Origin of the sequence: Nocardia sp. XZ_19_369 (assembly GCF_015355715.1) — a bacterium.
Classification (GTDB): domain Bacteria; phylum Actinomycetota; class Actinomycetes; order Mycobacteriales; family Mycobacteriaceae; genus Nocardia.
The window spans coordinates 408,942-432,663 of the sequence record NZ_JACVED010000004.1 but is presented as its reverse complement, the minus strand read 5'-3'; the positions used below and the strand labels follow the sequence as shown (position 1 = coordinate 432,663).

The 23,722-nt window shown below is 67.8% G+C and carries 23 protein-coding genes; 8 read left to right on the top strand and 15 right to left on the bottom strand.

Going from position 1 to position 23,722, the window contains the following annotated elements; all coding sequences use genetic code 11:
• Positions 1-72 precede the first annotated feature (72 nt).
• Positions 73-681 (top strand): TetR/AcrR family transcriptional regulator, encoded by a 609-nt coding sequence (locus tag IBX18_RS17285; protein ID WP_194834652.1) that lies wholly within the window; start codon positions 73-75, stop codon positions 679-681.
• Positions 682-693: 12 nt separating this feature from the next.
• Here IBX18_RS17285 and IBX18_RS17280 read toward each other — a convergent pair whose 3' ends face one another.
• The 3 genes from IBX18_RS17280 to serA form a co-directional block, all read right to left on the bottom strand.
• Positions 694-1,296: a Uma2 family endonuclease gene (locus tag IBX18_RS17280; protein ID WP_306796297.1), complete on the bottom strand. Its 603-nt coding sequence runs from the start codon at positions 1,294-1,296 to the stop codon at positions 694-696.
• A 156-nt stretch (positions 1,297-1,452) separates the two neighbouring features.
• Complete coding sequence (locus IBX18_RS17275) at positions 1,453-2,460, bottom strand: 3-isopropylmalate dehydrogenase (protein ID WP_194834651.1); 1,008 nt, start codon at positions 2,458-2,460, stop codon at positions 1,453-1,455.
• 147 nt (positions 2,461-2,607) lie between these two features.
• Positions 2,608-4,206: a phosphoglycerate dehydrogenase gene (gene serA, locus IBX18_RS17270; protein WP_194834650.1), complete on the bottom strand. Its 1,599-nt coding sequence runs from the start codon at positions 4,204-4,206 to the stop codon at positions 2,608-2,610.
• Positions 4,207-4,353: 147 nt separating this feature from the next.
• On the opposite strand from serA, the gene IBX18_RS17265 reads away from it, so the two are divergent.
• Together IBX18_RS17265 and IBX18_RS17260 are read left to right on the top strand one after the other, a co-directional pair.
• Entirely contained in the window at positions 4,354-4,908 is a 555-nt protein-coding gene (locus IBX18_RS17265; protein WP_194834649.1) for a TetR/AcrR family transcriptional regulator, read from the top strand.
• 68 nt (positions 4,909-4,976) lie between these two features.
• Complete coding sequence (locus IBX18_RS17260) at positions 4,977-6,683, top strand: alpha/beta fold hydrolase (protein ID WP_194834648.1); 1,707 nt, start codon at positions 4,977-4,979, stop codon at positions 6,681-6,683.
• 677 nt (positions 6,684-7,360) lie between these two features.
• On the opposite strand, the gene IBX18_RS17255 is transcribed toward IBX18_RS17260, so the two are convergent.
• Positions 7,361-8,248: a LysR family transcriptional regulator gene (locus tag IBX18_RS17255; RefSeq protein ID WP_194834647.1), complete on the bottom strand. Its 888-nt coding sequence runs from the start codon at positions 8,246-8,248 to the stop codon at positions 7,361-7,363.
• A gap of 263 nt (positions 8,249-8,511) precedes the next feature.
• Here IBX18_RS17255 and IBX18_RS17250 point away from each other — a divergent pair, with 263 nt between their 5' ends.
• Both IBX18_RS17250 and IBX18_RS17245 read left to right on the top strand, forming a co-directional pair.
• A complete protein-coding gene (locus IBX18_RS17250; protein WP_194834646.1) occupies positions 8,512-9,735 on the top strand; it encodes an MFS transporter in 1,224 nt (407 codons plus the stop codon).
• A 25-nt stretch (positions 9,736-9,760) separates the two neighbouring features.
• Positions 9,761-10,564: a nucleotidyltransferase domain-containing protein gene (locus tag IBX18_RS17245; protein ID WP_194834645.1), complete on the top strand. Its 804-nt coding sequence runs from the start codon at positions 9,761-9,763 to the stop codon at positions 10,562-10,564.
• Between the two features lie 4 nt (positions 10,565-10,568).
• Here IBX18_RS17245 and IBX18_RS17240 read toward each other — a convergent pair whose 3' ends face one another.
• Positions 10,569-11,063 carry a helix-turn-helix domain-containing protein gene (locus IBX18_RS17240; RefSeq protein ID WP_194834644.1) on the bottom strand — a complete coding sequence of 165 codons (495 nt, stop codon included), beginning with the start codon at positions 11,061-11,063 and terminating at the stop codon, positions 10,569-10,571.
• Positions 11,064-11,179: 116 nt separating this feature from the next.
• On the opposite strand from IBX18_RS17240, the gene IBX18_RS17235 reads away from it, so the two are divergent.
• Positions 11,180-11,821: a dihydrofolate reductase family protein gene (locus IBX18_RS17235; RefSeq protein ID WP_194834643.1), complete on the top strand. Its 642-nt coding sequence runs from the start codon at positions 11,180-11,182 to the stop codon at positions 11,819-11,821.
• Between the two features lie 70 nt (positions 11,822-11,891).
• Here the strand turns inward: IBX18_RS17235 and IBX18_RS17230 are convergent, their stop codons facing one another.
• The 10 genes from IBX18_RS17230 to IBX18_RS17185 all read right to left on the bottom strand — a co-directional run bounded on the left by IBX18_RS17230 (position 11,892) and on the right by IBX18_RS17185 (position 21,278).
• Entirely contained in the window at positions 11,892-12,095 is a 204-nt protein-coding gene (locus IBX18_RS17230; protein ID WP_054814460.1) for a cold-shock protein, read from the bottom strand.
• A gap of 143 nt (positions 12,096-12,238) precedes the next feature.
• Positions 12,239-12,667, bottom strand: a complete 429-nt coding sequence (locus IBX18_RS17225; RefSeq protein WP_194834642.1) for a putative immunity protein — start codon at positions 12,665-12,667, stop codon at positions 12,239-12,241.
• Positions 12,668-12,851: 184 nt separating this feature from the next.
• A complete protein-coding gene (gene iolD / locus IBX18_RS17220) occupies positions 12,852-14,693 on the bottom strand; it encodes a 3D-(3,5/4)-trihydroxycyclohexane-1,2-dione acylhydrolase (decyclizing) (protein ID WP_194834641.1) in 1,842 nt (613 codons plus the stop codon).
• On the bottom strand, positions 14,690-15,577 hold the full coding sequence (gene iolB / locus IBX18_RS17215; protein WP_194834640.1) for a 5-deoxy-glucuronate isomerase: 888 nt from the start codon (positions 15,575-15,577) through the stop codon (positions 14,690-14,692). Before iolB ends, iolD begins: the two co-directional genes overlap by 4 nt.
• Before the next feature lie 30 nt (positions 15,578-15,607).
• Positions 15,608-16,501 (bottom strand): aldolase, encoded by an 894-nt coding sequence (locus IBX18_RS17210; RefSeq protein ID WP_194834639.1) that lies wholly within the window; start codon positions 16,499-16,501, stop codon positions 15,608-15,610.
• Positions 16,502-16,534: 33 nt separating this feature from the next.
• A complete protein-coding gene (iolC, locus tag IBX18_RS17205; protein ID WP_194834638.1) occupies positions 16,535-17,473 on the bottom strand; it encodes a 5-dehydro-2-deoxygluconokinase in 939 nt (312 codons plus the stop codon).
• Positions 17,474-17,501: 28 nt separating this feature from the next.
• On the bottom strand, positions 17,502-18,305 hold the full coding sequence (locus tag IBX18_RS17200; RefSeq protein ID WP_194834637.1) for an ATP-binding cassette domain-containing protein: 804 nt from the start codon (positions 18,303-18,305) through the stop codon (positions 17,502-17,504).
• Positions 18,302-19,354, bottom strand: coding sequence for an ABC transporter permease (locus IBX18_RS17195; RefSeq protein ID WP_228541269.1), 1,053 nt, complete (start codon positions 19,352-19,354; stop codon positions 18,302-18,304). Before IBX18_RS17195 ends, IBX18_RS17200 begins: the two co-directional genes overlap by 4 nt.
• 18 nt (positions 19,355-19,372) lie before the next feature.
• Positions 19,373-20,377, bottom strand: a complete 1,005-nt coding sequence (locus IBX18_RS17190) for a sugar ABC transporter substrate-binding protein (RefSeq protein WP_228541268.1) — start codon at positions 20,375-20,377, stop codon at positions 19,373-19,375.
• A 10-nt stretch (positions 20,378-20,387) separates the two neighbouring features.
• Positions 20,388-21,278: a TIM barrel protein gene (locus tag IBX18_RS17185; protein ID WP_194834636.1), complete on the bottom strand. Its 891-nt coding sequence runs from the start codon at positions 21,276-21,278 to the stop codon at positions 20,388-20,390.
• Positions 21,279-21,540: 262 nt separating this feature from the next.
• On the opposite strand from IBX18_RS17185, the gene IBX18_RS17180 reads away from it, so the two are divergent.
• Together IBX18_RS17180 and IBX18_RS17175 are read left to right on the top strand one after the other, a co-directional pair.
• Entirely contained in the window at positions 21,541-22,545 is a 1,005-nt protein-coding gene (locus IBX18_RS17180; RefSeq protein WP_194834635.1) for a LacI family DNA-binding transcriptional regulator, read from the top strand.
• A gap of 61 nt (positions 22,546-22,606) precedes the next feature.
• Complete coding sequence (locus tag IBX18_RS17175; RefSeq protein WP_194834634.1) at positions 22,607-23,626, top strand: Gfo/Idh/MocA family oxidoreductase; 1,020 nt, start codon at positions 22,607-22,609, stop codon at positions 23,624-23,626.
• Positions 23,627-23,722: the final 96 nt, after the last annotated feature.

The window sequence follows — 23,722 nt, the reverse complement described above, 5'->3', positions numbered from 1 at the left end:
TCGCATTTAGCGACACCTTGTCGCCAAGGAGTAGTATGGAAACATTCCGTCGCTATCAGGACCAGGAGCCCGATGCCGAGGATCGCCGCACCGACCGTCGCCGAACACCGGGCGAACCAGGAACGCGCGCTGCTCGACGCCGCCCGGGAGGTGCTGCTAGAGAACGGACCGCAGGCGGTGACGCCCGCCACGGTCGGCGCGGCCGCCGGGCTGGCGCGCAGCAGCGTCTATAAATACTTCCGCTCCGGCGACGAAATCCTGTTCCGGATCGTGGCGGACGCGCTGACGGAATGGGGCGTGCGCCTGCGCGATACGGTCGAACGGGCCGAGACCGCCGCGGGCCAAGTCGAGGCCTACGTGCGAACCACCTTGGCGCTGGCCGCATCCGGCGCGCACCGCATCGCCGTGCTCGGTAGCATCCTCCCCCGCGACGAGACCGCCCGACGCGACCTGGCCGACGCACACCGCGAACTGGCCACCCCGCTGCGGTCGGCACTGACCGCGCTCGGCAACCCGAACCCCGAACTGACCGCCGATTTGATCGACGGCGCACTGGCGCGGGCCATCGAACGCATCGATACGGGCTGCCCCCTCGACGAGATCGCCCCGGAGACAGTCGCGTTCGTCCGCCGCGCGGTCGGTATCAGTCACCGCCCGAGCCGCCACCGCGGCACGGGTTGATCCCGGTCGGTTTCAAACCGCAAGCAGCGCAGCGGGATCGAAGGTGACCCGGAACGGCTTGTCGGCGTCGACGACCGCATCGAAGATACTGCCGGAACCGACAACGGGATCGGCGCCATAGCCGCCGTCGCCCAACACCATCCGATGCACCAGCACATCGGGCTGATGCTCGACGATCCAATACTGCGGAATGCCGACCGCCGCGTACTCACGCACCTTCCGCACCCGGTCGGTGCGTTCGGTCCCGCTGCCCGGCGCGATGACCTCGACGGCCAGCCGCACCTCGGATCCGGGAACTCGCTTGGGCACGTCCGCGACCACCGCGGCCCGGGCGACCTCACGGGGAATCACGATGATGTCGGGCTTGCGCACCCCGCTGCGCGTGCTGACCTCCCAGCCACTCCCGACGCAGAGATGCACGGCAGCACCGACGGCGCCGGCGTCGATGAACCGGCCGAGCCGCTGCGTCACGTGGTTGTGCCGAGCGCCGGCATTCACCTCGACCAGCCAGCCGTCCTCGAGCTCGAAACCCTTGCCGCCGCCGGGCACGTCGCGCAGGTCCAGCCCGGCATACGGGCCGACCTGGGGCCGCTGCTTCCCGCGCCGTCCGTTCACCGAAACCTCCGTTTCACCAGGTAGTCCCTCGACGGGGCGGCCTGGTGCGGCAACGTCATGGACTCAATCCCTGGTTACCACGCCACGTGCGTTTCACACGTACCCGAAAGGTCCCGCACCGGAAGTGCTCCGGCACAGGGCCTGAGGGGATTTCGCTCAGACGATGGCGGCGATGCGGTCGCCGATCTCGACCGTCGAGGCCGAGCCCGCGCGCGCGGCGAGGTCCTTGGCGACGGCGGATTCGATGCGGGCGGCCGCTTCGGTATTGCCGAGATGGTTGAGCAGCAACGACACCGAGAGGATCGCGGCGGTGGGGTCGGCCTTGGACTGCCCCGCGATGTCGGGGGCGCTGCCGTGCACCGGCTCGAACATGCTCGGGTTGGTGCCGGAGGCATCGATGTTGCCGCTGGCGGCCAGGCCGATGCCACCGCTGACCGCGGCGGCGAGGTCGGTGATGATGTCGCCGAACAGATTGTCGGTGACGATCACGTCGAACCGGCCCGGGTCGTTCACCATGTGAATGGTCGCGGCATCGATGTGCTGGTAAGCCGTTGCCACGTCAGGGAATTCGGCCGCGACCTCATCGACGGTGCGCTGCCACAGCGAGCCGGCGAAGGTGAGCACATTGGTCTTGTGCACCAGCGTGAGGTGCTTGCGGCGGGCCTGCGCCTTGGCGAAGGCGTAGCGCACCACGCGCTCGATGCCGAAGCGGGTGTTGGTGCTGACCTCGGTCGCCACCTCGTGCGGAGTCTGCACGCGGATCGCGCCGCCGGTGCCGGTGTAGGGCCCCTCGGTGCCCTCGCGGACGACGACGAAATCGATGTCGGGGGTGCCCGCCAACGGACTGGTCACGCCCGGAAACAGCTTGGACGGCCGCAGATTCACGTGATGATCCAGCGCGAACCTGGTGCGCAGCAGCAGCCCGCGCTCGAGCACGCCGCTCGGCACCGACGGATCGCCGATCGCGCCGAGCAGGATCGCGTCGTGCTGCTGCAACTCCGGCAGCACCGAGTCCGGCAGAATCTCACCGGTCGCGTGGTACCGCTTGGCGCCGAGGTCGTACTCGGTCCGCTCGACACCGGGCTGGACCACGTCGAGCACCTTGAGCGCCTCGGCGATGACCTCGGGTCCGATGCCGTCGCCGGGGATGACAGCAAGCTTCATTGCAACAACGCTCCGTTCAATATCGCCGGCCGCACCGTGGCCGGCCGCGCTCAGTGCCCCTATTTCCCAGTGCCGCGCACCTTTTCGACTCCCGCGCACGATGTCGTGCGCGCGGTGCCGATCGGTGCGCGGCGTCCGGGCATTCGATCAGAACAGGTCGACGACGACGACCTTTGCGGCACCGACGGATTCGGCGATCGCGGACTCCACGTCGGCGGGCACCTCACGGTTGACGCGCAGCATCACCGTCGCGCCTTCCTTGTCGACGTCCTGGCTCAGCTGTGCGGCGAGAATGTCGATCCCGGCCTCGCCGAGCTTGGTGCCGATCTTGCCGAGCGCACCCGGCTTGTCCTCGTAGTTCAGCACGGCCACGTTCAGGCCCTCGGCGCGCATGTCGTAGTTGCGGCCGTTGATGTTGACGATCTTCTGCACCTGCTGCGGCTCGGTCAGCGTGCCCGCCACGTTCAGGGTGCGGCCGTCGCCGAACACGGCGCGCAGGTCGACGACGCTGCGGTGGCTCGGGCTCTCCGACACGGTGTTCACCTGTGCGGTGATGCCGCGCTCCTTGGCCAGGGTCGGCGCGTTGACGAAGGTCACCTGGTCTTCGACCAGTGCGGAGAAGATGCCGCGCAGCGCCGAAAGTTCCAGCACCGCAACGTCTTGCGCGGCGAGCTCGCCACGCACCTGCACCTCGACGCTGACCGGCAGTTCGTCGGACAGCGCGCCGAGCAGCGCGCCCTGCTTACGCACGATGTCGAGCCACGGCGCGACCTCTTCGCCGACGCTGCCGCCGGTGACGTTCACCGCACCGGGCACGAATTCCCCGGCGAGCGCGAGCAATACGGACTTGGCGACATCGGTGCCCGCCCGGTCCTGCGCCTCGGAGGTGGACGCGCCGAGGTGCGGGGTCACCACGACCTGCGGGAGGTCGAACAGCGGGCTGTCGGTGCACGGCTCGGTCTCGAACACGTCGAGGCCGGCGGCCCGCACGTGGCCGGACTTGATGGCATCGGCGAGCGCCTGCTCGTCGACCAGGCCGCCACGCGCCGCGTTGACGATGATGACGCCGGGCTTGGTCTTGGCGATGGCTTCCTTGCCGATGATGCCCTTGGTCTCCGGGGTCTTCGGCAGGTGCACCGAGATCAGGTCGGCGCGCTCGAGCAGCTCGTCCAGGCTCAGCAGCTCGATGCCGAGCTGGGCGGCGCGGGCCGGCGACACGTAGGGGTCGTACGCGACGATCTTGGTCTCGAAGGCGGCAAGCCGGGCTGCGAACAGCTGGCCGATGCGGCCGAGGCCGACCACGCCGACGGTCTTGTCGAAGATCTCGACGCCGTTGAACTTGCTGCGCTGCCAGGTGTGCTCACGCAGCGTCGCGTCGGCGGCCGGGATCTGGCGCGCGGCGGCGAGCAGCAGCGTGACGGCGTGCTCGGCGGCGGTGTGGATGTTCGAGGTCGGCGCGTTGACGACCATGACACCGCGCTCGGTAGCCGCGGGCACGTCGACATTGTCGAGGCCGACGCCGGCGCGCGCGACGATCTTCAGGTTCTTGCCCGCCTCAAGCACCTCGGCGTCCACCGTGGTCGCGGAGCGCACGAGTAGTGCGTCGGCTTCGGGGACCGCGGCGAGTAGAGCCGGGCGGTCAGGGCCGTCGACCCACCGAACCTCGACTCCGTCACCGAGCGCGTCGACGGTCGACTGGGCAAGCTTGTCGGCGATCAGGACAACAGGACGGCCTGCTTGGCTCACTGTGGAGTACTCCTGGGGAAAGGGGTCGGCAATTACCGCCGATCAGCTTAGTGGGCGTCGTTTCGGCATGTGCTACCCCCTGGTAAGGCGGCCGTCGTCAGTATGACCCATTGGTCAAATTATGCAGACCGGTCTACTGTTACCGGCATGGGTGCCAAAGGAACCGAGACGCGCGGCAAGCTGATCGACGCCACGCGCGGATTGGTGGAGAAGCACGGATACTTCGGCGCCGGCCTCAACCAGATCATCGAGACCAGCGGCGCACCGCGCGGCTCGCTGTACTTCCACTTCCCCGGCGGCAAGGACCAGCTCGTCGCGGCGGCCGTCGCCCAGTCGGGCAACGAGATCACCGCGCTGATCGACGCGGTCGCACCCGGTGACACCGCGGCCGCGGCGACCAGCTTGCTCGCCGCTTTCGGCGATCGGCTGGAAGCCTCCGACTGGCACCAGGGTTGCCCGGTCGCCACGGTCACCCTCGACGTCTCCGCGGCGAACGACACGATCCAAGCCGAATGCGCCGCTGCGTACAGAGCATGGGAGCAGGCGCTGCGCATTCGATTGCAGGCCGACGGCCGCTCGGATGCGGCGGACCTGGCCGCGGCGATCCTCGCCATGATCGAGGGCGCTCTGCTCTTGGCTCGGGCGCAGCGCAGCCGCGAGCCGCTCGAGCGGGTGGCGCGGACGATTCGCACGATGCTCTGATCCGGCGTTAAACCAAAGGTTTTCGCAGGTCTACAGAATATGTAGACCGGTCTATTAAGGAGAGATCTATGACCGCCAGCATCGTTGTCGGCGCCGCCGGGTTCATCGGCCGCACCGTAGTCGAACAGCTGCTGACGCAAGGTGGGACCGTCACGGCCGCGCTGCGGCCGGGAAGCGAGAAAAGACTCGCCGCATGGCTGGAGTCACGCGCTGTCGACCAGACCCGGCTTCGCGTCGTCCCCTGTGACATCACCGCGAAAGATCTAGGCCTGCCTGCCGAACTCGACACCTCCGGCATCCACGACGTCTACAACTGCGCGGCGCGTTTCGCTTTCGGCCTCGACAAGGACGACGCATACGCGGTGAACGTGACCGGTGCGCTCAACGTGCTCGACTGGGCGGCGGAACTGCCCGCCCTGCGGCGCGTCGTCCACATCACCGGCTATCGCATCACCGTCGAGGATTCCGGCGAACATCGCTACGAGCGTGGGGCCTACGAGGCCTCCAAGGTCGAGTCGGACCCGATGCTGCGACGGCGGGCGGCCGAGCGCGGCATTCCGCTCACCATCGCCAACCCGAGCAGCGTGCTCGGCCCCGGCCAATACGTCGGGCTCGCAAGCATTGTCGCGGATCTGTGGCACGGCAGACTCGCGGCGATCCCCGGCGGTCGCGAAACCTTCCTTCCGATAGTCGATCTGGACTACTTCGCGACCTTCCTGACCGCCCTGCCGAGTCAGGACGACACGGTGGGCCGATCCTTCACGGTGCTCGATCCCCGAACCCCGGTGCTGCCGGACCTGATTCGGCTGCTCGCGCGACATCTGGGTGTGCGCGCGCCGCGCTTCTCGATTCCGGTCAGTGTCATCCAGAAGCTGCCGCGGGCGCTCACCGGCGCCGATCCCGAGTCACTGCCGTTCATCGCCGACGACCGCTACGACACCACGGCCGCGGAAGAGGTCGCACGGCGGGCCGGAATCACCATGCCGCACACCGAGACCGTGCTGCGCGCTTGGGCCGATCATCTGGTGTCGAGCCGGTTCGGTGCCGCCGAGGCCGATCCGACCGCCGGATTCGTCGACGGCACTTGGGTTTCCGGGGATCTGGAGAATCCCGAGTATGTGCTGTTGCACGGACTGCCGGTCGACAGCGATTCCTGGTCGGCGGTGCGAACGGCGCTCGAAGCACCGAGCCTGGTCGCCGACCTGCCCGGTCTCGGGCGGTCGGCACCGGGCGACATCGATGAGGTGCTACCGCGATTGATGAGTTCCGTGCGCGGTCGTCCGGTGCTGGTCGGCCATTCGCTCGGCTGCGGTCCGGTGCTTCGGTACGCGGCGGCGCATCCGGAGCGCATCGCCGGCGTTGTCCTGGTGTCGCCCGCGTTTCTACAGCCGCCGACCGGCTGGCTGCTGCGTTCTCCGCTGACCGCGGTGGCGTTGCGGCGAATGTCGGCCGCCGCCTTGGCAGCTCGGCTGGGTATCCCCGTCGGCGCGGCGACAGATGCGGCCGTCAACTTGCGGCGGCCAGGGGTGGCAGCTCGTACGGTCGCCGCGCTCCGGCGGGCCGGCGCACCCGCTCGGCGACACGAGTTGACGGAACTGCTCGCGGGGATCACCGTGCCGGTGCGGATCGTCGTCGGCGCCGACGACCCCCTCTCGGTAGCGGTGCCGCGCGAACCGATCGTCATCGAGGGCACCGGCCACTACCCACAGTTGACCCATCCGGCCCGGGTCGCAGCCGAGATCGCCCGGTTGGACGTCACCGCGCAGGCCCACTGACAAACGAGGAGGGCCCCGCACCACTCGGGTGCGGGGCCCTCTCCGGAATCGCGCTCATGAGCGCGAGACCCGGTCGATCACTCGACCATCACGTTGATTCAGCGGCCGCCGAAGGATCCCGTCCACAGGGTGTTGACGATTCCGTGGAGAGCGGCACCGAAGGTGTCCAGGAAACCGCCGAGGGCAGCGCTACCGGTGTCGATGATAACGGGGATCATTTAAATACCTCTTCGTTGAAAGACCATCCAGTTGTACTGGCTGACACAAGGGACATCGACGTCTCGACAAAGTCGGTTACCAATTTTCGCTGTTTAGTGATGCAGGTTACAGTCACATCACGAAGAACACCTGGTCAGGTGACCATTTGGGGTTGATGCCCGGAGAACCAGGGGCTTGACCACGTCGTATGCGTCGATACCGAGGCACGGGAAGGGCCACGGCGGTAAACATGACAATCTTCTGAGAAATCGATGGGACCCGAATAAGAGGGGCCTCAGAATTCAGACATTCCAGACAAGTAAGACGGCTGCAGAATACGGCGTAACAAGTGCTCGAATTCCTCGATTGCTCTCACTACAAGCAGTCGTATGCGCCTCGCCGAACAACAGCATCCAGCTGCCGAATCAGTCCTGGATAAACCTGGCGCGCAATACCGTTCGCCGCCACCGCAATGCCGCTCAGCCTGCCGCTGCGACAGCCCGGGAAAATGCCCGCACCCGGGTGGTTTCCCGGTTGCGATGCCAGACCAGGCCGAGCCGGGAGTGCGCCAACCCGGCCACCGGCACGAAGCGCACCTCCGGCCGGTCGTGGTACACGGCGGTCGGATGGCACAGCAGCATCGCGCCCTGACCGGCCGCCACCAACTCGATCCCCTCCCGCAGGGTGCCGACGCCCGGACCGGCCGGCACCGGCCGACCGCCCGGCGTGACATCCAGCGACTGCGCGCGCCGCCAGTACTGCGGTGCGGGCCCGCGCACACCGATCAACGCGAACTCGGCGAGATCTTCCGGCGACAAGCTGGCCCGCGCCGCCAGCGGATGTTCGTTGTGCACCGCCAGCATCTGCGGCTGCTCCGAAAACACCTGTCCGAGAACGAGATCGCTCTCCCCCATCGGCAGCAGCACCACCGCGATATCCACCTCGCCGCGCTGCACCGGACCGAACGGGTCGGCCAGCGGAATCTCGATCACCTCGGTGCCGCAATGCGGGAATCTGCGCGCGAACAGCGCGAGAGCGTCCGTCAGATTCTCGCTGGTCGAGCCTTGAAATCCGATGCGCAGCACACCCTCCATGCCGCGAGCGGTGGCTCGGACACCGTCCACCGTCGCACGCAGCGCGGCATACGCGGGCTGCAGGTCGGCGAGGAAATCCGCGCCGAGCGGGGTGAGCGTGACCTTGCGACTGGTGCGCTCGATCAACCGCGCGCCCACCCGGTGCTCCAGCGCGCGCAGCAGTTGACTGACCCGGCCCTGCGAGACGTACAGCCGTTCGCCCGCTCGCCCGAAGTGCAATTCCTCCGCCAGCACCAGGAAAGCCTCCAGCTCGCGCACCTCCAAGCCGCTCATGACTGCGCCTCGCTAGCGCTCGGCTCCGTCATGCGCGGCGCGCACTGGCACACGATTCGTTCGCTGCGCTCACTCATGACCGCGCCTCGCTAGCGCTCGGCTCCGTCATCCGCGGCGCGCACTGGCACACGATTCGTTCGCTGCGCTCACTCATGACCGCGCCTCGCTCATCGGCTTCCCTCTCCACCGTCGATTAGTCCAGCTCATAGAACGATGAGACCTTCGCCGTTGTTTCCGCCCGGCATGATCAGTTGGCTGGAGTCATGACACAGGTTGAAGAAATCGCGAGTCCGGCACCGGCAGGGCGCGATTCGGCACTGCGCGGCTGGCTCGGCGTCGCTGCCGTGACCGGGGCCACGTTCACGGTCGTCACCTCGGAGATGCTCCCGGTCGGGTTGCTCACTCCGATCAGCGCGACATTGCGGGTCAGCGAGGGTGCGGCGGGGCTTTCGCTGACGGCCACCGGCCTGGTCGCCGCGCTGTCCGCACCGCTGATCACCGCCGCGCTCGGCCGCACCGACCGCAGGCTCGTGCTCTGCGCACTACTCACGGTGCTGACGGTGGGCAATGTCGGCGCGGCGTGGGCGCCGAACTTCGCGGTCATGATGGGGGCCAGGGTGCTGGTCGGGGTGGGGATCGGCGGGGTGTGGGCGATCGCGGCGAGCATGGCGGCGCGCCTGGTTCCGCCGAAGTCGGTCGGTACCGCTACCGCGCTCGTGTACAGCGGCGTGGCGGTGGCCTCGGTGATCGGCGTCCCCGCCGGGACCTATATCGGCGCACTCGCCGGATGGCGCGCGGCGTTCCTCGTCACCGCCGGGCTCGCGGTGGCCTTGCTGCTCGCGATCGCCGTGTTGTTGCCGAGATTGGCTGCCACGCAGGCAGTTCCGCTTCGGGACACCCTGCGATTGACGCGAGAACCGCAGTTACGCACGGCATTGCTGGTCGTCGCGTTCCTGGTGACCGGCCACTTCGCCGCTTACACCTACATCCGCCCGCTGCTGGAGAAGGTGACCGGCATCGGCGCGAGCGCCATCGGCACCCTGCTCCTGGTGTACGGAATCGCCGGTGTCCTCGGCAATTTCGGCTCGGGCGCCGCGGGCGTGCGCAGCCCACGCCGGACGCTGATCACGATCGGGATACCGCTGGCGGTCACCGTGCTGTTGATACCGGCGCTCGGCGGTTCGCTGTGGCTCGCGGTCGTGCTGATGGTGGTGTGGGGCCTGTCCTACGGTGGGGTGTCGGTCACCTCGCAGAATTGGGCGTTCGCCGCGGCACCTAACGCACGCGAGGCGGCCTCATCGCTCAACGCGGGTGTCTTCAACGCCGCCATCGCCCTCGGTGCGTTCGTGGGTGGGCGCACAGCGGACGCGTTCGGCGTCACCTCCGCGATGTGGCTCGGCGGCGCGCTGGTCCTCATCGCGCTGACCATCGCCGCCGTCAGCCGCCCGCGAGCTGCACGGATAGCCGAAAACCAGATGCGGTCGTGATCATCGGCCGCCTAGCATCGGCGGCATGGCCCTACGCGCGATCCCCGCTTCGATGGACCCGACGGTGGTCGGGTCCATCGACTTCGAGCTGGACCGAGTCGAGCGCGAGCAGCGCGTCTCGGTCCGGCTCGCCATCGAAAGCGGCAGCCGCGCCTGGGGTTTCCCGTCGCCGGATTCCGACTACGACTGCCGGTTCGTCTACGTCGCGAGCCTGGATACCTACCTCTCGCCCTGGCGCACCCGCGACGTCATCGAGACGCCGCTGACCGGTCTGCTCGACGTGAACGGCTGGGACCTGGCCAAGGCACTGCGCCTGCTGGTCGCGGGCAATGCCGTGCTCATCGAGTGGCTGATGTCGCCGATCGTGTACCGCGGCGATACCCGGTTCCGAGATGACCTGCGCGCCTTGGCCGATGAGGTCGCCGACCGCGACCGGGTGGCCCGGCACTACCTGCACCTGGGTGCCAAGCAGTGGGAGTTGTTCGACCGCAACCGATCACTGAAGAAGGTCTTCTACTCGCTGCGCCCGGCCATGGCATTGCGCTGGCTGCGCGAACATCCGGGCGCGGCGGTGGCGCCGATGCACCTGCCGACCCTGATGGACGAGTGCGAGCTGCCCGCCGAACTCGTTGCGGCAGTGGCGGAGTTGACCGAGCTCAAGTCGCGCACCCGCGAAATGGGCAGCGGGACAGTGCCAGTGCCGATCGCCGCGTTCATCGAGGCCGAATTCGCCCTGGCGGCAGATGCTTTCCCGAAGACTGCGGACCCGGACCTCGACCGCGCCCGTAGCCTCACCGCGGAGTTCTTCCGCGCCGAGGCGCAGCAGTAACCGCTCACGAGTCGGCGACGGCCGCCGCGTATGCCTGGGCGAGCCGGTGCGTGGCGGTCGGCCGGTCCTGGTCCGGGCGGGGGATCCCCAAGTGGGACTCCCGAAGTTCAGCCATGAACTCCGCCCACAGCTCCGGCCCGCCCTCCGCCAATAACTCCGCCCGCACCCGCAGTCGCTTGGTGGTCGGCCGGTGCCGCAACCCCCAGGCCCCGAGTTGCGCCATGATCGGCACCAGCTGGATAGCAGGCTCGGTCAGCCGGTACTCCACCTTCTGACCAGGCCTGCTGTCCGCGCGACTGAGCATGCCCGCCGCGACCAGCTTCTTTAGCCTGTCGGCCAGGATGTTCGAGGCGATGCCTTCCTCCGAGCCGGCCAGCAGTTCCCGGAAATAGCGCCGGTTGCCGAACATCACGTCCCGCAGCACCAGCAGGGTCCACCGATCGCCGATCACTTCGATCGTCGCGTTGATCGGGCAGCCCGAGCGTCCCTCATCGCGCATCCACCGCTCCTTCTCGCGAAATCAATTCGAACTACTGCTTGCAATATACAACCAGTTGCCCTTAGCCTGTGCACAAGCGATTGCAAACTGCAATCAGTAGAGAGAAAGACATCACCATGCCGAAGCTCCGCGTGCACAACCTGGCGATCTCACTGGACGGCTACGTCGCAGGGCCGAATCAGAGCCCGGACAATCCCCTCGGCGAAGGCGGCGAGTCCCTGCACGAGTGGATGTTCACCACCAGGACCTGGCACCAGCTGTCGGGCACCGAGGGTGGCGAGGCAGGTGTCGACGACGAATTCGTCGCCACCGGCGATGTCGGCATCGGCGCAACCATCATGGGCCGCAACATGTTCGGCCCGATCCGCGGCGCGTGGCCGGACGAGGAGTGGAAGGGCTGGTGGGGCGACAACCCGCCCTACCACCACGACACCTTCGTGATGACTCATCACCCGCGGCCTTCGCTGCCGATGACAGGCGGGACCACGTTCCACTTCGTGAACGACACCCCGGAAGAAGTACTGAAGCAGGCAGTCGAGGCAGCCGACGGCAAGGATGTTCGGCTGGGCGGCGGGTCATCGGCCGTGCGTCAGTTCCTGCAGGCCGGTCTGGTCGACGAGCTGCACCTGGCTGTCGTGCCGATCCTGCTCGGCGGCGGCGAGCGACTCTACGACGACCTCGGCACGCTGCTCGGCTACCGGGTCAGCTCGGCGGTCCGCTCCCCCGCGGTCACCCATGTGCAGTTCAGCAAGGCCTGAGAAGTCCCCCGAAATGGGGAAAGGCCCCGCACCATGCCGGTGTGGGGCCTTTCGAAAGCTTGGGAGCGAATCAGAGAACGCGAACGTCCTGCGCCTGCGGGCCCTTCTGGCCCTGGCCGATTTCGAACTCCACGCGCTGCCCCTCATCGAGGGACCGGAAACCCGCGCCGCTAACGGCCGAGTAATGCACGAAGACGTCGGGGCCTCCGCCGTCTTGCGCGATGAAGCCGAAGCCCTTCTCGCTGTTGAACCACTTCACAATGCCCTGAGCCATTTCATACTTTCTGTAGACGAGCCAGATTCTGGCAAATGGAATGCCCTGGTCTCGTAGATCAACGATGCCATGATCCGACGAATTTCTCCACATCTTCCCCCGTCAACTGTGAGCAATACAACGCTGACGTGGGGTTGTTGCCTTCACCTCCCATGCTCTGACAGGCCCCGATCCGGGAAAACCACCCGAAACAGACGTTCGGGAACCTGAGCTTGCTGCCAGGCGCGTTCGTCGTCCCCCTCCGACGAATCGGCCTGCACCGCCTGCATCGCATAGTTCGCCGCATGCACCGCGTGGCCCGCGACATGGGCGGTCGCCGCGGCGTGCCCGGCCGCTCGCGCGGCGAAAGCAGCGGGTCCGGTGGTCTCACGGGCCGCGTCATGGGCGGCGAAGGCAGCTCGGCGCGCTTCCGGCATCGTCAGGTCACCGCGCACCCACGCTCGGGCGGCCTCGATCGCCGCGGCCGGTCGCCGGTCCTGCAGCCGGTCGCGCTCGAACAGCGGCAGCACATGCTCGGCGCATGCGGCCGCCCACAGCGCCAACGCTGTGTGGTCGACCCGGTTGAGGGTCACCGACCCGCTCTGATCGCCTCGGTCCGCACAGGCTTTTCCCCTTCTCGACGCAAGTGGTCGCCGATGCCGGCCCACGTCCAGTTACCTTGTGCCGCAAGGGCCATCACTACCAGCGCAGCACTGCGCCGCTAAGTCATCCTACGACTTTCCGCCCCGTCGCGCAGCCCCCACGTTCGTCCCCGGTTCACGGTTGCAGATAGCGCACCTGACGCGGTTTCGCCGCGGCATAGGCGGCGCGACCGGACAGATGTTCGGGGACACCGACCTCCCACCAGGCGCCGGCTTCGGTCCAGGACGACGGCTGGGTGCGGATCACCAGGACGGCCGGGCGGGATTCGCGGACCGCGGCCTCCCGCGCGCCGGCGTAGGCGTCGCGGAACTCGGACAGGTCGGCGGCGGTGAAGACGGCACAGCCCAGCGCCCGAGCGTGCGCGGCGAAGTCCACCCGCGGCGGCTCGTCGTGGGCGCTGCGGCAGTCGGCGTAGAAATTGTTGAACGGTGCGCCGCCTTGCCCCTCCTGAAGACGGGCGATCACCGCGTAACCGTCGTTGTCGCAGACGACCGCGACGAACGGGTGCCCGGCGAAGGCCGCGGAGAACAGTTCGGAGTTCAGCATGAGGTAGGAGCCGTCGCCGAGCATGGTGGTGACCAGGCCGTCGGTGTGCGCCATGGCCGCACCCCAGGCGCCGGCGAGTTCGTAACCCATGCAGGAGAAGCCGTATTCCACGTCCATGCTCGGCGCGCCGCCGGTGGCGCGCCAACCGCCGACGAGCTCGCCGGGCATGCCGCCCGAGGCGGTCATGACGTAGTCGTTCGGTCCGCTGAGCTCGTTGACGATGCCCACGACTTGGGCGTAACTGGGTGTGCCCGGAGTGTGAGCACGCAGCTTATCGATGTGGGCGTCCCAGGTGCCGCGCTGAGCCGCGGCGCGGGCGGACCATTCGGGTTCGACGCGCCATTCCCCCAGGTGATCGGCCAGATCGCGGACCGTCGCGGCCGCGTCGCCGACTACCGCGAGCGCGCCGTGCTTGACGGCGTCGAACCGTGCGGTGTTGATCGTGACGAGGCGGACGTCGGGTGCGAAGAGCGTCCACGAGGCCGTGGTGAAATCCTGCAGGCGGGTGCCGACGGCGAGGACCAGGTCGGCTTCGGCGGCCATCTTGTTCGCCGAGGTCGAGCCGGTGACGCCGAGCGGGCCGGCGTAGCGCGGATGGTCGTGCGGCACGAGGGTCCGGCCCGCTGTCGTGTCCACGAGCGGAATCCCATGGCGCTCAGCGAATTCGAGCGCCGTACGGCCCGCACCCGAGTAGCGGACACCGCCGCCGAGCACCAGCAGCGGCCGCGCGGAGTGACGCAGCGCCGCGGCGGCGTCGGCCAGCGAGCGCTCGTCGGCGCGCGGGCGCAGGATGCGATGCACGGTCGGTTCGAACAGGGCGTCGGGGAAGTCGTAGGTCTCGGCCTGGACGTCCTGGGGTAGTGCGAGGGTTACCGGACCGGCCTCGGCCGGGTCGGTGAGCACCCGAACCGCCTGGGGCAGCGTGGAAATCAACTGCTCTGGGCGGGTGATCCGATCGAAGTACCGGCTCACCGCACGGAAGGCGTCGTTGACCGTGGCGGTGGCGTCGCCGAAGTGCTCGACCTGCTGGAGCACCGGGTCGGGGGCGCGGGTAGTGAAGGTGTCACCCGGAAGCAGCAGCAGCGGAAGGCGATTGGCGTGCGCGACACCGGCGGCGGTCACCATGTTCAGCGCACCGGGCCCGATCGACGAGGTGGCCACGCCGATCTGCCGCCGATGGGTCGCCTTGGCATAACCGACGGCCGCCAGGGCCATGCCCTGCTCGGTGTGCCCACGCCAGACCGGGATTTCATCCCTGCGCTCGTGCAGCGCGGTGCCGAGGCCGAGCACGTTGCCGTGCCCAAAGATGCCGAAAACGGCCGGGAACAACGGCACTTCGCGACCGTCGAGGGTTTCGGAGCGTTGGGCGACCAGCCAGGCCACCAGCGCCTGTGCCGCAGTCAGTTTCATCCGAGCCGTCCTTCGTGGTTGGTGATCGGGCAGCGCGGATCGCGGACTTCGGTGTCCCAGGTGCCGCGTACCCAGCTGTGTACCGGGTCGTCGCAGAAGGCCATCGAGCGCTCCGGGGCGGGGCCGGCGAGCACGTTCAGGTAGTACATCGGGTAGCCCGGAGCCGCGATGCAGGGGCCGTGGTAGCCGCGCGGGACGAGGAAGACATCGCCGTCGCGGACCACGACGTTCTCGTCCAGCTCGCCGTCCGAGGTGTAGGTCCGGTGGATTCCGAATCCGTCACGTGACGGAGTGGCGCCGTCCCGTCCGGCAATGCGGAAGTAGTAGATCTCCTCGTTCACTACCTCGCAGTCGCTCGCCTCGTCGTGCTTGTGCGGCGGATAGGACGACCAGTTGCCGTCCGGGGTGATCAGCTCGCAGGCGTTGAGTTTGTCGGCGTGGTCCCAGATGCCGGGGACCCCGAAGTTGGTGACCTGACGGGTGGCCCGGCCCGCGCCGCGGATATCGATCGGGACCTGTTCCGCGGGGCCATATTTCGGGTCGAGACGGTTGGCGCAGCGCGCCATGGGCAGGGCGAGCTCCACCGCCGCGTCGGCGGTCAGTTCGACCTCGGCGTCGCGGGGGATGTACGCGAAGTCGGTCACCCTGGTGAAAACCGATTCCCGGCCGGTCAATTCGAACGTCATGCCGTCGACACGGACGGTGCACGCGCCGGCCAGCGGCAAGACGAACGCTTCGTACTCGCCGGTCTCCAGCTTTCGGGTCTCCCCGGCGGCCAGGCGCAGCACCCGCAGACCCGTGTAGGTCCATCCGGCGTCGTCCGGGGTCAGCCGGATCGGATCGTTGCCCTCGCTGAGGGTTCCAGCCGGTCTATGCAGCCTCATCGCAATCCCCGCCTCGATTCATATCCGTATTCATCGCGTCTCCTTCAGCATCTTGGCGGCTGCGTCGACGGCTGCGCCCACGTCGCCGTCGGGCGGATACAGCAGGGTCCGGCCGACGACCAGGCCGCGCACCACGTCGTGGCCGAGGGCGCCGTCCCAGAACGCGAGGTCGGCGATCGGGTCGCCGGAGGGGGCTCCGCCCAGGACGACGACCGGCAGCGTCGTCGCGTCGAGGACCGAAATATCCTGCGGGGCAGGGATCTTCAGCCAGGTGTAGGCGGAGGTGACGCCGAGGCCGGAGGCTACGGTGATCGCCCGGGACAGGGCAGGCGCGTCCTTGGCCATCACCAGGGCGCCGGATTCGTCGCGGTGGTACGGCAACGGCTCGACCATGGCCATGAGCCCGTTCGCCGCGAGTTCGGAGACCGCCTGTGCGCACGCCTGCAAGGTCGGCACCGTGCCCGCGTCCGAATCGACAAGGCGCAGCAGCATTTTGCCGCCGTCGAGGCGGAACCGGGCGAGCGAGTCGGCGTCGTACCCGGTGAAACGGTCGTCGATCTCCCACTCGGCGCCGGCAAGCCCGCCCCGGTTCATGGATCCGATGACGACCTTGTCGTCCAACGCATCCAACAGCAGCAGCTCCTCGACCACGTCCGGCGAGCCGAGCACGCCGTCGACGTCCGGGTGGGCCAGCGCGATCAGCAGCCGCTCCAGCAACGTCCGCCGGTCCGCCATGGCGGTCAGGTCCGAGCCGACGCCGAGGGCGCCGCGGGCCGGGTGGTCCGCGGCGACCAGGAACAGAGTGTCTTTGTCCGCCAGCAGGTTCGGGCGGCGGACTCGTTTCGCATAAGCCCGTTCGACCGCCGCCGGGTCCGTCGCGCGGACGCGCAGCAGCTCACGCCAGCGTTCGTCGGTCAAATGCACCGTAGGTTCTCCATTTCTGTCTCGTGCGCCGCCTCAGCGGCACAGCAGGTCCTCGATCTCCGAATCCGTCGGCATGGCGTCCGCGCAGGCCAGCCGAGACGCCACCAGGGCGCCCGCGGCATTGGCGTAGGTGGCGATGCGGTGTGGATCCCAGTCCGCGAGCAGGCCGTGGATCAGCGCACCGCCGAAACCGTCGCCCGCGCCGAGGCCGCAGACCACCTCGACGCGGCACGGCGGCACCGTCCACCGTTCGTATTCGGTGGCCACGAGCACGCCCTCGGCGCCGCGCTTGATCACCGCGAGCCGGACCCCTCGCGCGAGCAGGCGGTCGGCGGCCTCGTCGGGATCGGCTGTCCCCACGGCGACTTGGACCTCGGCGCGGTTGCCGACGACCACATTGACGTGGTCGACCATCCAGCCGATCTCGGCTCTGGCGGTGTCGACATCCGGCCAGAACATCGGCCGGTAGTCGAGGTCGAGCACGGTGTGCCCGCGGCGATTCCGTCGTTCGAGGATGCGGCGCTGGGTGCTGCGTCCTGGCTCCGCGCTCACGCCGGTGCCGGTAACCCACAGCAGCGGAACCGAATCCACCACCTCCCACGGCACCTCGTCCTCGGTGAGGGTGAGGTCCGGCGCGATGGGCGCGCGGTAGAACAGCAGCGGCGGGTCGGCCGGGGGCTTCAGCTCGCAGAAGACCACGGGCGTCAGGAGTTCCGGCGCCGTGCCCACGTAGTCCGCCGAGACACCGAAGTCCGCCAGGGCCGTTCGCACGTAGTCGCCGAAGCCGTCCGGGCCGACTTTGGTCAGTACGGCGCTGCGGCGGCCCAGTCGCGCGGCGGCGACCGCGACGTTGGTCGCGGTGCCGCCCAGGAACTTCGCGAAGGATTCGACCTCGGCCAGGCCGACGCCGCTCTGCTGCGGGTACAGGTCCACGCCGACGCGTCCGATGGTCAACGCTTCCAAACCGGTCACGGCAACACCTTTCGCCGCGGTGCGCTGTTCACGACACGACCCGCTGCAGTTCGTGCTGCAGCGCATCCAGTTCGGCGCCGCCCGCCATCTGCCTCGTGAGCTCCGACAGGTCGATCTCGTCCTTCTCGTACGAGCCGAGCATCGTGCCGCGTTTCAGCAGCAGGAAACGGTCACCGACCGGGAAGGCGTGGTGCGGATTGTGCGTGATCAGGATGACGCCGAGGCCGCGATCACGCGCTTGGACAACATATTTCAGCACCACCCCGGCCTGCTTCACGCCGAGTGCGGCAGTGGGTTCGTCCAGGATCAGCACCTTGGCGCCGTAGTGCACCGCCCGCGCGATGGCCACGCATTGGCGCTGCCCGCCGGACAGTGTGCCGACCGGCTGCTCCATATCGCGGATCTCGATGCCCATGTCCGCCAACCCTTGCCGGGCGATCTCGCGGCCCTTGCGACGGTCGAGCAGGCGCAGGAAGCCGGTGGTCGGCTCCGAACCCAGCACGAAGTTGCGCCAGACGCTCATCAGTGGCACCACCGCGAGATCCTGGTAGACCGTCGCGATGCCGTGATCCAAAGCCATTCGCGGCGAAGACATCCGGACCGGTTGTCCGTCGATGCGCAACTCGCCGCGGTCGTGCTGGTGCACCCCCGCCAGGATCTTGATGAGCGTGGACTTGCCAGCGCCGTTGTCGCCGAGGATGCAGGTGACCTGCCCCGCGTTGACCACGGTCGACACGTCCTCCAGCGCCACGACGCCGCCGTAACTCTTGCCGATATCAACGGCCTCGATGAGCGGGGTCGCCCCACTCGTCGACTGTGCTGGTGCACTCATCGGCGTACCCTTTCGGCTCGCTTCTGGAATCTGTTGTTGACCAACACCGCCGCCAGCAGCAGCACGCCGAGGAACAGCATGAACCAGTCACTGTCCCAGCGCGCGAACACAATTCCCTGGCGTGCCATGCCGAAGATGAGGGCGCCGATGGCGGCACCGATCGCCGAGCCGAACCCGCCGGTGAGCAGGCAACCGCCGACGACAGCGGCGATGATGTAGTGCAGCTCCAAACCCACCCCTTGGTTCGCCTGCACGCTGGCGAAACGCAGGATGCCGCAGGAGCCGACCACCCAGCCGGCGAACGCGGTGGTCATGAAGAGCACGATCTTCGTCCGGTCCGCGGGGACGCCGACGGCCCGCGCGTTGGTCAGCGAGCCGCCGACCGCGAAGATCCAGTTGCCGAACTTGGTGCGCACCAACACGATCGCGGCGATCGCGGTCAGTACGATCCACCAGATGACCGAGGCTTGGATGCGGGCGTCACCGATGTTCAACGTCGAGGCGAAGACCCAGCCTGCCGAGTTGTAGCCCTCGGCGCTCCGAATCCCGGACACCTGAACGGTTCCGGTGACCAGTCGGGTCACGCCGAGGTTCAGGCCTTGCAGCGCAAGGAAAGTACCGAGCGTGACGATGAAACTCGGCAAGCCGGTGCGCATCACGAGCCACCCGTTGAACGCGCCGACCAGCAACGCCAATATCAGCGAGGCGAGCAACGCGAACCAGACGTTCCAGCCCGCATGTACCGCGAGCAGCGCGGTGACCAGCGCGGTCGACGCGGTCATCACGCCGGCCGACAGATCGAATTCACCGCCGATCATCAACAGCGCCACCGCGACCGCCATGATGCCGAGGGTGGACGAGTCGTCCAGCCAGGTGGCGATGCCCAGCGGGCTCAGGAACCGCTCGGTGATGATCGAGAAGAACACGAACACGAGCAGCGCGCCGAGCGCGGCACCGATCTCCGGCCGGACGATCAGCCGCTGCATCAGCGTCGGCCCCTGCGGTTGCGCGGCCGGTGCGGCCTCGGATGCTTTTGTGGCAACAGTCATTTCATCTACTCCCTGACCTCAGCGGGTGCCCTGTGCCACGAGCGCGGCGACGGCATCGACGTTGTCCTTGTCGACGAAGGCCGGACCCGTCTGCACCGGTGCGCCACCACCGACGGTGTTCAAATTCGTCCGGTAGGCCTGCAGCAGCACCACGGGCAGATAGCCCTGCTCGTACTGCTGCTGGTCGACGGCGAACAGCAGCTTGCCCGCGCGGATGGCCTCGACCACATCGGTATTGAGGTCGAACGTCGCGACCGTCGCGCCGGACTGCGATTCCTTCACCCCGTCCACCGCACGCGCCGCGACCTGCGAATTCAGCGTCAGCACCGCGTCGATGGTCTTGTCGGCCTCCAGCGCGCCCTTGATCCGGGACTGCGCGTCGGTCGGGTTGTTGATGTCGACCTGCAGCGTCGTGCCGTTGCCGAAGGCCTTGGTCGCGCCGTCGCACCGCTGGGTAGCGCCGATATTGCCCGCCTCGTGGATCACGCAGAGCAGCTTGGTCTTCTTGGCATCGGCCAGCCGCTTGCCCGCCGCCTGGCCGGCCAGCGACTCGCTTTGTCCCACATGGCCGATGGCGCCGTACTTGACGCTCTCGTTCTCGCCGGAGTTGATGGTCACCACCGGAATGCCTGCGGTGACGGCCTTTTCGATCGAGGGGCGCAACGCGTCCGGGTTGGCCATCGAGACGACGAGCCCGTCCACGCCCTGCGCCACCGCGTTGTCGATCAGCTTGGCTTGCTGACCGGGATCACCGGCCGAGTTGTACTCCACCCGGACGCCGAGATCCTTGCCCGCCGCCTCCGCGCCGTTCTTGACGACGTTCCAGAACGCGTCGCCGGGGCTGCCGTGCGTGACCACCGCGACGGAGTTCAATTTTCCTGCGGCCACCGGCGAGTTGGTCGGGGCGGGCACGTCGGCGCCCGGCCCGCTACAGGCGGCCAGCACCGTGGCGGCGGCGAGCCATGGCAGCACGCGGCGCGATCGCTGCCATCCTCGGCCGAGTCGTAGAGACATCGTTGTCATCACTTCCCCACTAGATTCGTGCGGCCACGAGGCCCGCGAGGTGCCGCAGGCTGCGTTCGGTATCCCGGCTCGGCAGCTCCGCCGAGTCGGTCGGCTGCAGGGCGGTGTCCTGCTCCATGACATACCAGCCCCGGTATCCGGCGGCGTGCATGCTGCTCACCAGCGCGGCGATGTCGACGTCGCCCTCTCCCAACGGGGCATACAGGCCGCGCCGTACGGCCTCGCTGTATTCCACTGTGCCGCCGCGTACCTCGTCGGCGACCGCGCTGCGGACGTCCTTCAAGTGAATGTGCCCGATGCGACCGGCGTGTCGCTGTGCGAGCTGCACCGGGTCGGTGCCGCCGATCAACAGGTGACCGGTGTCGAGGCAGATGTCGAGATCGGAATCGGCAAGGAAGCGTTCGACTTCGGGCTCGGTCTCCACATGCGTGCCGACGTGTGGATGCAGCACCGTGCGCAGCCCGCACTCGGCGGCGACGTCGCGGATCGCGGCGGCGGTGTCGATGAGCGTGCGCCACTCGGACTCGCTGAGTTGCGGGCGTGCGTCGTAGCCACCGAGACCGGTCGCGGCGGCGAGCACCAGCACGTCGGCGCCGGTCGCCGCGAACAGCGTGGCGGTCTCCTTCGCCGCCGCGATCGCCTGCTCCGGCTCCGCGTGCAGCACCTGCGCCAGGAACCCGCCCACCGCGGCGATGCCGAATGTTTCGAGCAGCGACCGTAACTCGTCCGGGTCACGCGGAAGATAGCCGGGCGGGCCCAGTTCGGTCGCGGACAAGCCGAGTGCGGCCATCTCCGAGAGCACGGTGCGCGCGTCGAGCACATGACCCCAGCCGGGAACTTCGCACACTCCCCAGGAGATGGGGGCGGCCGCGATGCGCAGCGGGTAGAGCGGTTCGGTCATCAGGACTTCTCCGACCTTCGATGTCGAGTTGGAGCGCTCCAAGCGATTGGAGCGCTCCAACTATGTAACGTGGGTCATAGTGTGTCAAGAGGTTCCGCGTTGTCCAGAATATCGCTACTACCAGGTAATATCCGCGCTTCCAGCAGATACGCCGGCAACTCACCAATGAAGATTGTCAGATTAGAGCGCTCTATTGATTAGCGCGCGCCGACCTTGTAACGTCCGACACGGCACGGCTCATCGAACGCGGAACGGAGGCGACATGGCGCGACCCACCATGGAAGACGTCGCCGAACGCGCCGGCGTCTCGCGCGCTCTCGTCTCCCTCGTCATGCGCAATTCACCGAAGGTCAGCGACCATCGGCGCCGCGCCGTGCTGGAGGCCGCGAAAGACCTCGGCTACCAGCCGCACATCATGGCGCGCTCGCTGGCCAGCCGAACCTCGAACATCGTCGGCGTCATGGTCTCCGACCTGCGCAACGCCTTCTTCGCCGACGTCGTCGAGGGAATGGACACCGCCGCACAGGAATCCGGCCTAGAGCTGATCCTCAACACCGGCCGCCGCAGCGCCGCCCGCGAACGCACCGCGCTGGAAAGCCTGCTCGCCTTCCGCCCCGGCGGCATCATCCTGCTCTCCCCCATCCTGCCCGCCGCCGCCATTCGCGATGCGGCACAACAGGCTCCGCTGGTCCTGGTGTCACGCAGCACCGCCATCACGGACGTCGACACCATCAACGACGACGGCGAAACAGGTGCCGCGCTCGCCGTCGATCACCTTGCCTCCCTAGGCCATCGACGCATCGTGCATTTGGACGGCGGCACCGCGTTCACCGCGGCTCCCCGCCGCAGGGGCTATCGCGCCGCGATGGAACGGCACGGCCTCGAACCGATGGTCATCCCGAGCGAGCACACCGACTCCGCGGGCCTGGCCGCCGTCCAGAAACTGCTCAACCTCTTCACCCGCGACAACTTCCCCACCGCCCTGGTCTGCGGCAACGACTTCAACGCCGTCGGCGCCATGTCCGCACTGGAAGAAGCTGGGCTGCGTGTCCCCGACGACGTCTCCATAGTCGGCTACGACAACACCTCCCTGGCCGCACTCCGCCACGTCTCCCTCACCACGATCGATCAGCCCCGCTTCCAAATGGGCCGTCTCGCAATCGAAGCCCTCGCAGAACGCCTGCGCGCCGACCGCACCGCCCCGGTCCGGCGCCGCCTACAGCCTTCCCTCGTCGTCCGCGCGACCACGAGCGCCCCCACTCACTGAAACTTTCACTGCCCCAGGCATTTCCGCACCGCACGTCGAGATTTCACCAGGAGGAAAGTCGATGACATCCCACAAAGCCGTCACCCTCGGCCTCGCAGGCACCGGCCGCATCGGCACCTCCCACGCCGAAACTCTCAAAAACCTCCCCAACGTAGCCAACGTCCTCGTCGCCGACGCCGACCCCGACCGAGCCCGCACCACCGCCACCAAGCTCGGCCTCGAATTCACCCCCGACCTCGACACCCTCTTCGCCGCCGACCTCGACGGCCTCATCATCGCCACCGCCACCGACTCCCACCCCGAACTAATCTGCCGCGCCGTAGACGCAGGCATCCCCGTCTTCTGCGAGAAACCAGTAGCCGCCGACATCGAAGGCACCCTCGCAGTCCTAGACCACATCCAAAACTCCCCCACCCCAGTACAAATCGGCTTCCAACGCCGCTTCGACGCCGGCTACCAAGCCGCCCGCACCGCCATCACCTCCGGCTCCCTCGGCTGGCTCCACACCCTCCGAGCCACCACCCTCGACCCCACCCCACCCCCCGCCGACTACATCCCCCGCTCCGGCGGCATCTTCCGCGACTGCGGAGTCCACGACTTCGACATCATCCGCTGGGTAACCGGCCGTGAAATCGTCTCCGTCTACGCCACCGGCTCCAACCGCGGCGAACCCTTCTTCACCGAAGCAGGAGACGTCGACACCGCCGCAGTGCTCTTGCGCCTGGACGACGACTCCCTCGCCACCGTCTCGTTGACCCGCTACAACGGAGCAGGTTACGACGTCCGACTGGAAGCCCTGGGCTCCAAAGGCAACGCCATCGTCGGCCTGGACGACCGCTCCCCCCTGACCTCAGTCGAACCCGACTACATCCCCTCCACCTTCCCTGCCTACCCGGGGTTCATGGACCGCTTCCGTCGGGCATACACCGACGAACTGGTCGCCTTCGTCTCCGTAGTCAACGGAGATCTCGAAAACCCGTGCAGCCCAACGGATGCCCTCGAAGCCTTCTACGTAGCCGAGGCCTGTGAACTCTCCCGCCGTGAAAACCGTCCCGTAAAGGTCACGGAAGTTCGACGCTGATTACTCGATCGCAGGTCGAACTGCGATTGTGAACAACTGCAGGCGACCTCGTGCGAACATGGTCCGAAACAGCTTGGTCAAATTTTCCAAACGTCG

Coding starts and splice junctions, on each gene's coding strand:
- IBX18_RS17285 (WP_194834652.1), top strand. CDS start 73: ATGCCGAGGATCGCCGCACCGACCGTCGCCGAACACCGGGCGAACCAG.
- IBX18_RS17275 (WP_194834651.1), bottom strand. CDS start 2,460: ATGAAGCTTGCTGTCATCCCCGGCGACGGCATCGGACCCGAGGTCATC.
- IBX18_RS17265 (WP_194834649.1), top strand. CDS start 4,354: ATGGGTGCCAAAGGAACCGAGACGCGCGGCAAGCTGATCGACGCCACG.
- IBX18_RS17260 (WP_194834648.1), top strand. CDS start 4,977: ATGACCGCCAGCATCGTTGTCGGCGCCGCCGGGTTCATCGGCCGCACC.
- IBX18_RS17255 (WP_194834647.1), bottom strand. CDS start 8,248: ATGAGCGGCTTGGAGGTGCGCGAGCTGGAGGCTTTCCTGGTGCTGGCG.
- IBX18_RS17250 (WP_194834646.1), top strand. CDS start 8,512: ATGACACAGGTTGAAGAAATCGCGAGTCCGGCACCGGCAGGGCGCGAT.
- IBX18_RS17245 (WP_194834645.1), top strand. CDS start 9,761: ATGGCCCTACGCGCGATCCCCGCTTCGATGGACCCGACGGTGGTCGGG.
- IBX18_RS17240 (WP_194834644.1), bottom strand. CDS start 11,063: ATGCGCGATGAGGGACGCTCGGGCTGCCCGATCAACGCGACGATCGAA.
- IBX18_RS17235 (WP_194834643.1), top strand. CDS start 11,180: ATGCCGAAGCTCCGCGTGCACAACCTGGCGATCTCACTGGACGGCTAC.
- IBX18_RS17230 (WP_054814460.1), bottom strand. CDS start 12,095: ATGGCTCAGGGCATTGTGAAGTGGTTCAACAGCGAGAAGGGCTTCGGC.
- iolD (WP_194834641.1), bottom strand. CDS start 14,693: ATGAAACTGACTGCGGCACAGGCGCTGGTGGCCTGGCTGGTCGCCCAA.
- iolB (WP_194834640.1), bottom strand. CDS start 15,577: ATGAGGCTGCATAGACCGGCTGGAACCCTCAGCGAGGGCAACGATCCG.
- IBX18_RS17200 (WP_194834637.1), bottom strand. CDS start 18,305: ATGAGTGCACCAGCACAGTCGACGAGTGGGGCGACCCCGCTCATCGAG.
- IBX18_RS17195 (WP_228541269.1), bottom strand. CDS start 19,354: ATGACTGTTGCCACAAAAGCATCCGAGGCCGCACCGGCCGCGCAACCG.
- IBX18_RS17190 (WP_228541268.1), bottom strand. CDS start 20,377: ATGACAACGATGTCTCTACGACTCGGCCGAGGATGGCAGCGATCGCGC.
- IBX18_RS17185 (WP_194834636.1), bottom strand. CDS start 21,278: ATGACCGAACCGCTCTACCCGCTGCGCATCGCGGCCGCCCCCATCTCC.
- IBX18_RS17180 (WP_194834635.1), top strand. CDS start 21,541: ATGGCGCGACCCACCATGGAAGACGTCGCCGAACGCGCCGGCGTCTCG.
- IBX18_RS17175 (WP_194834634.1), top strand. CDS start 22,607: ATGACATCCCACAAAGCCGTCACCCTCGGCCTCGCAGGCACCGGCCGC.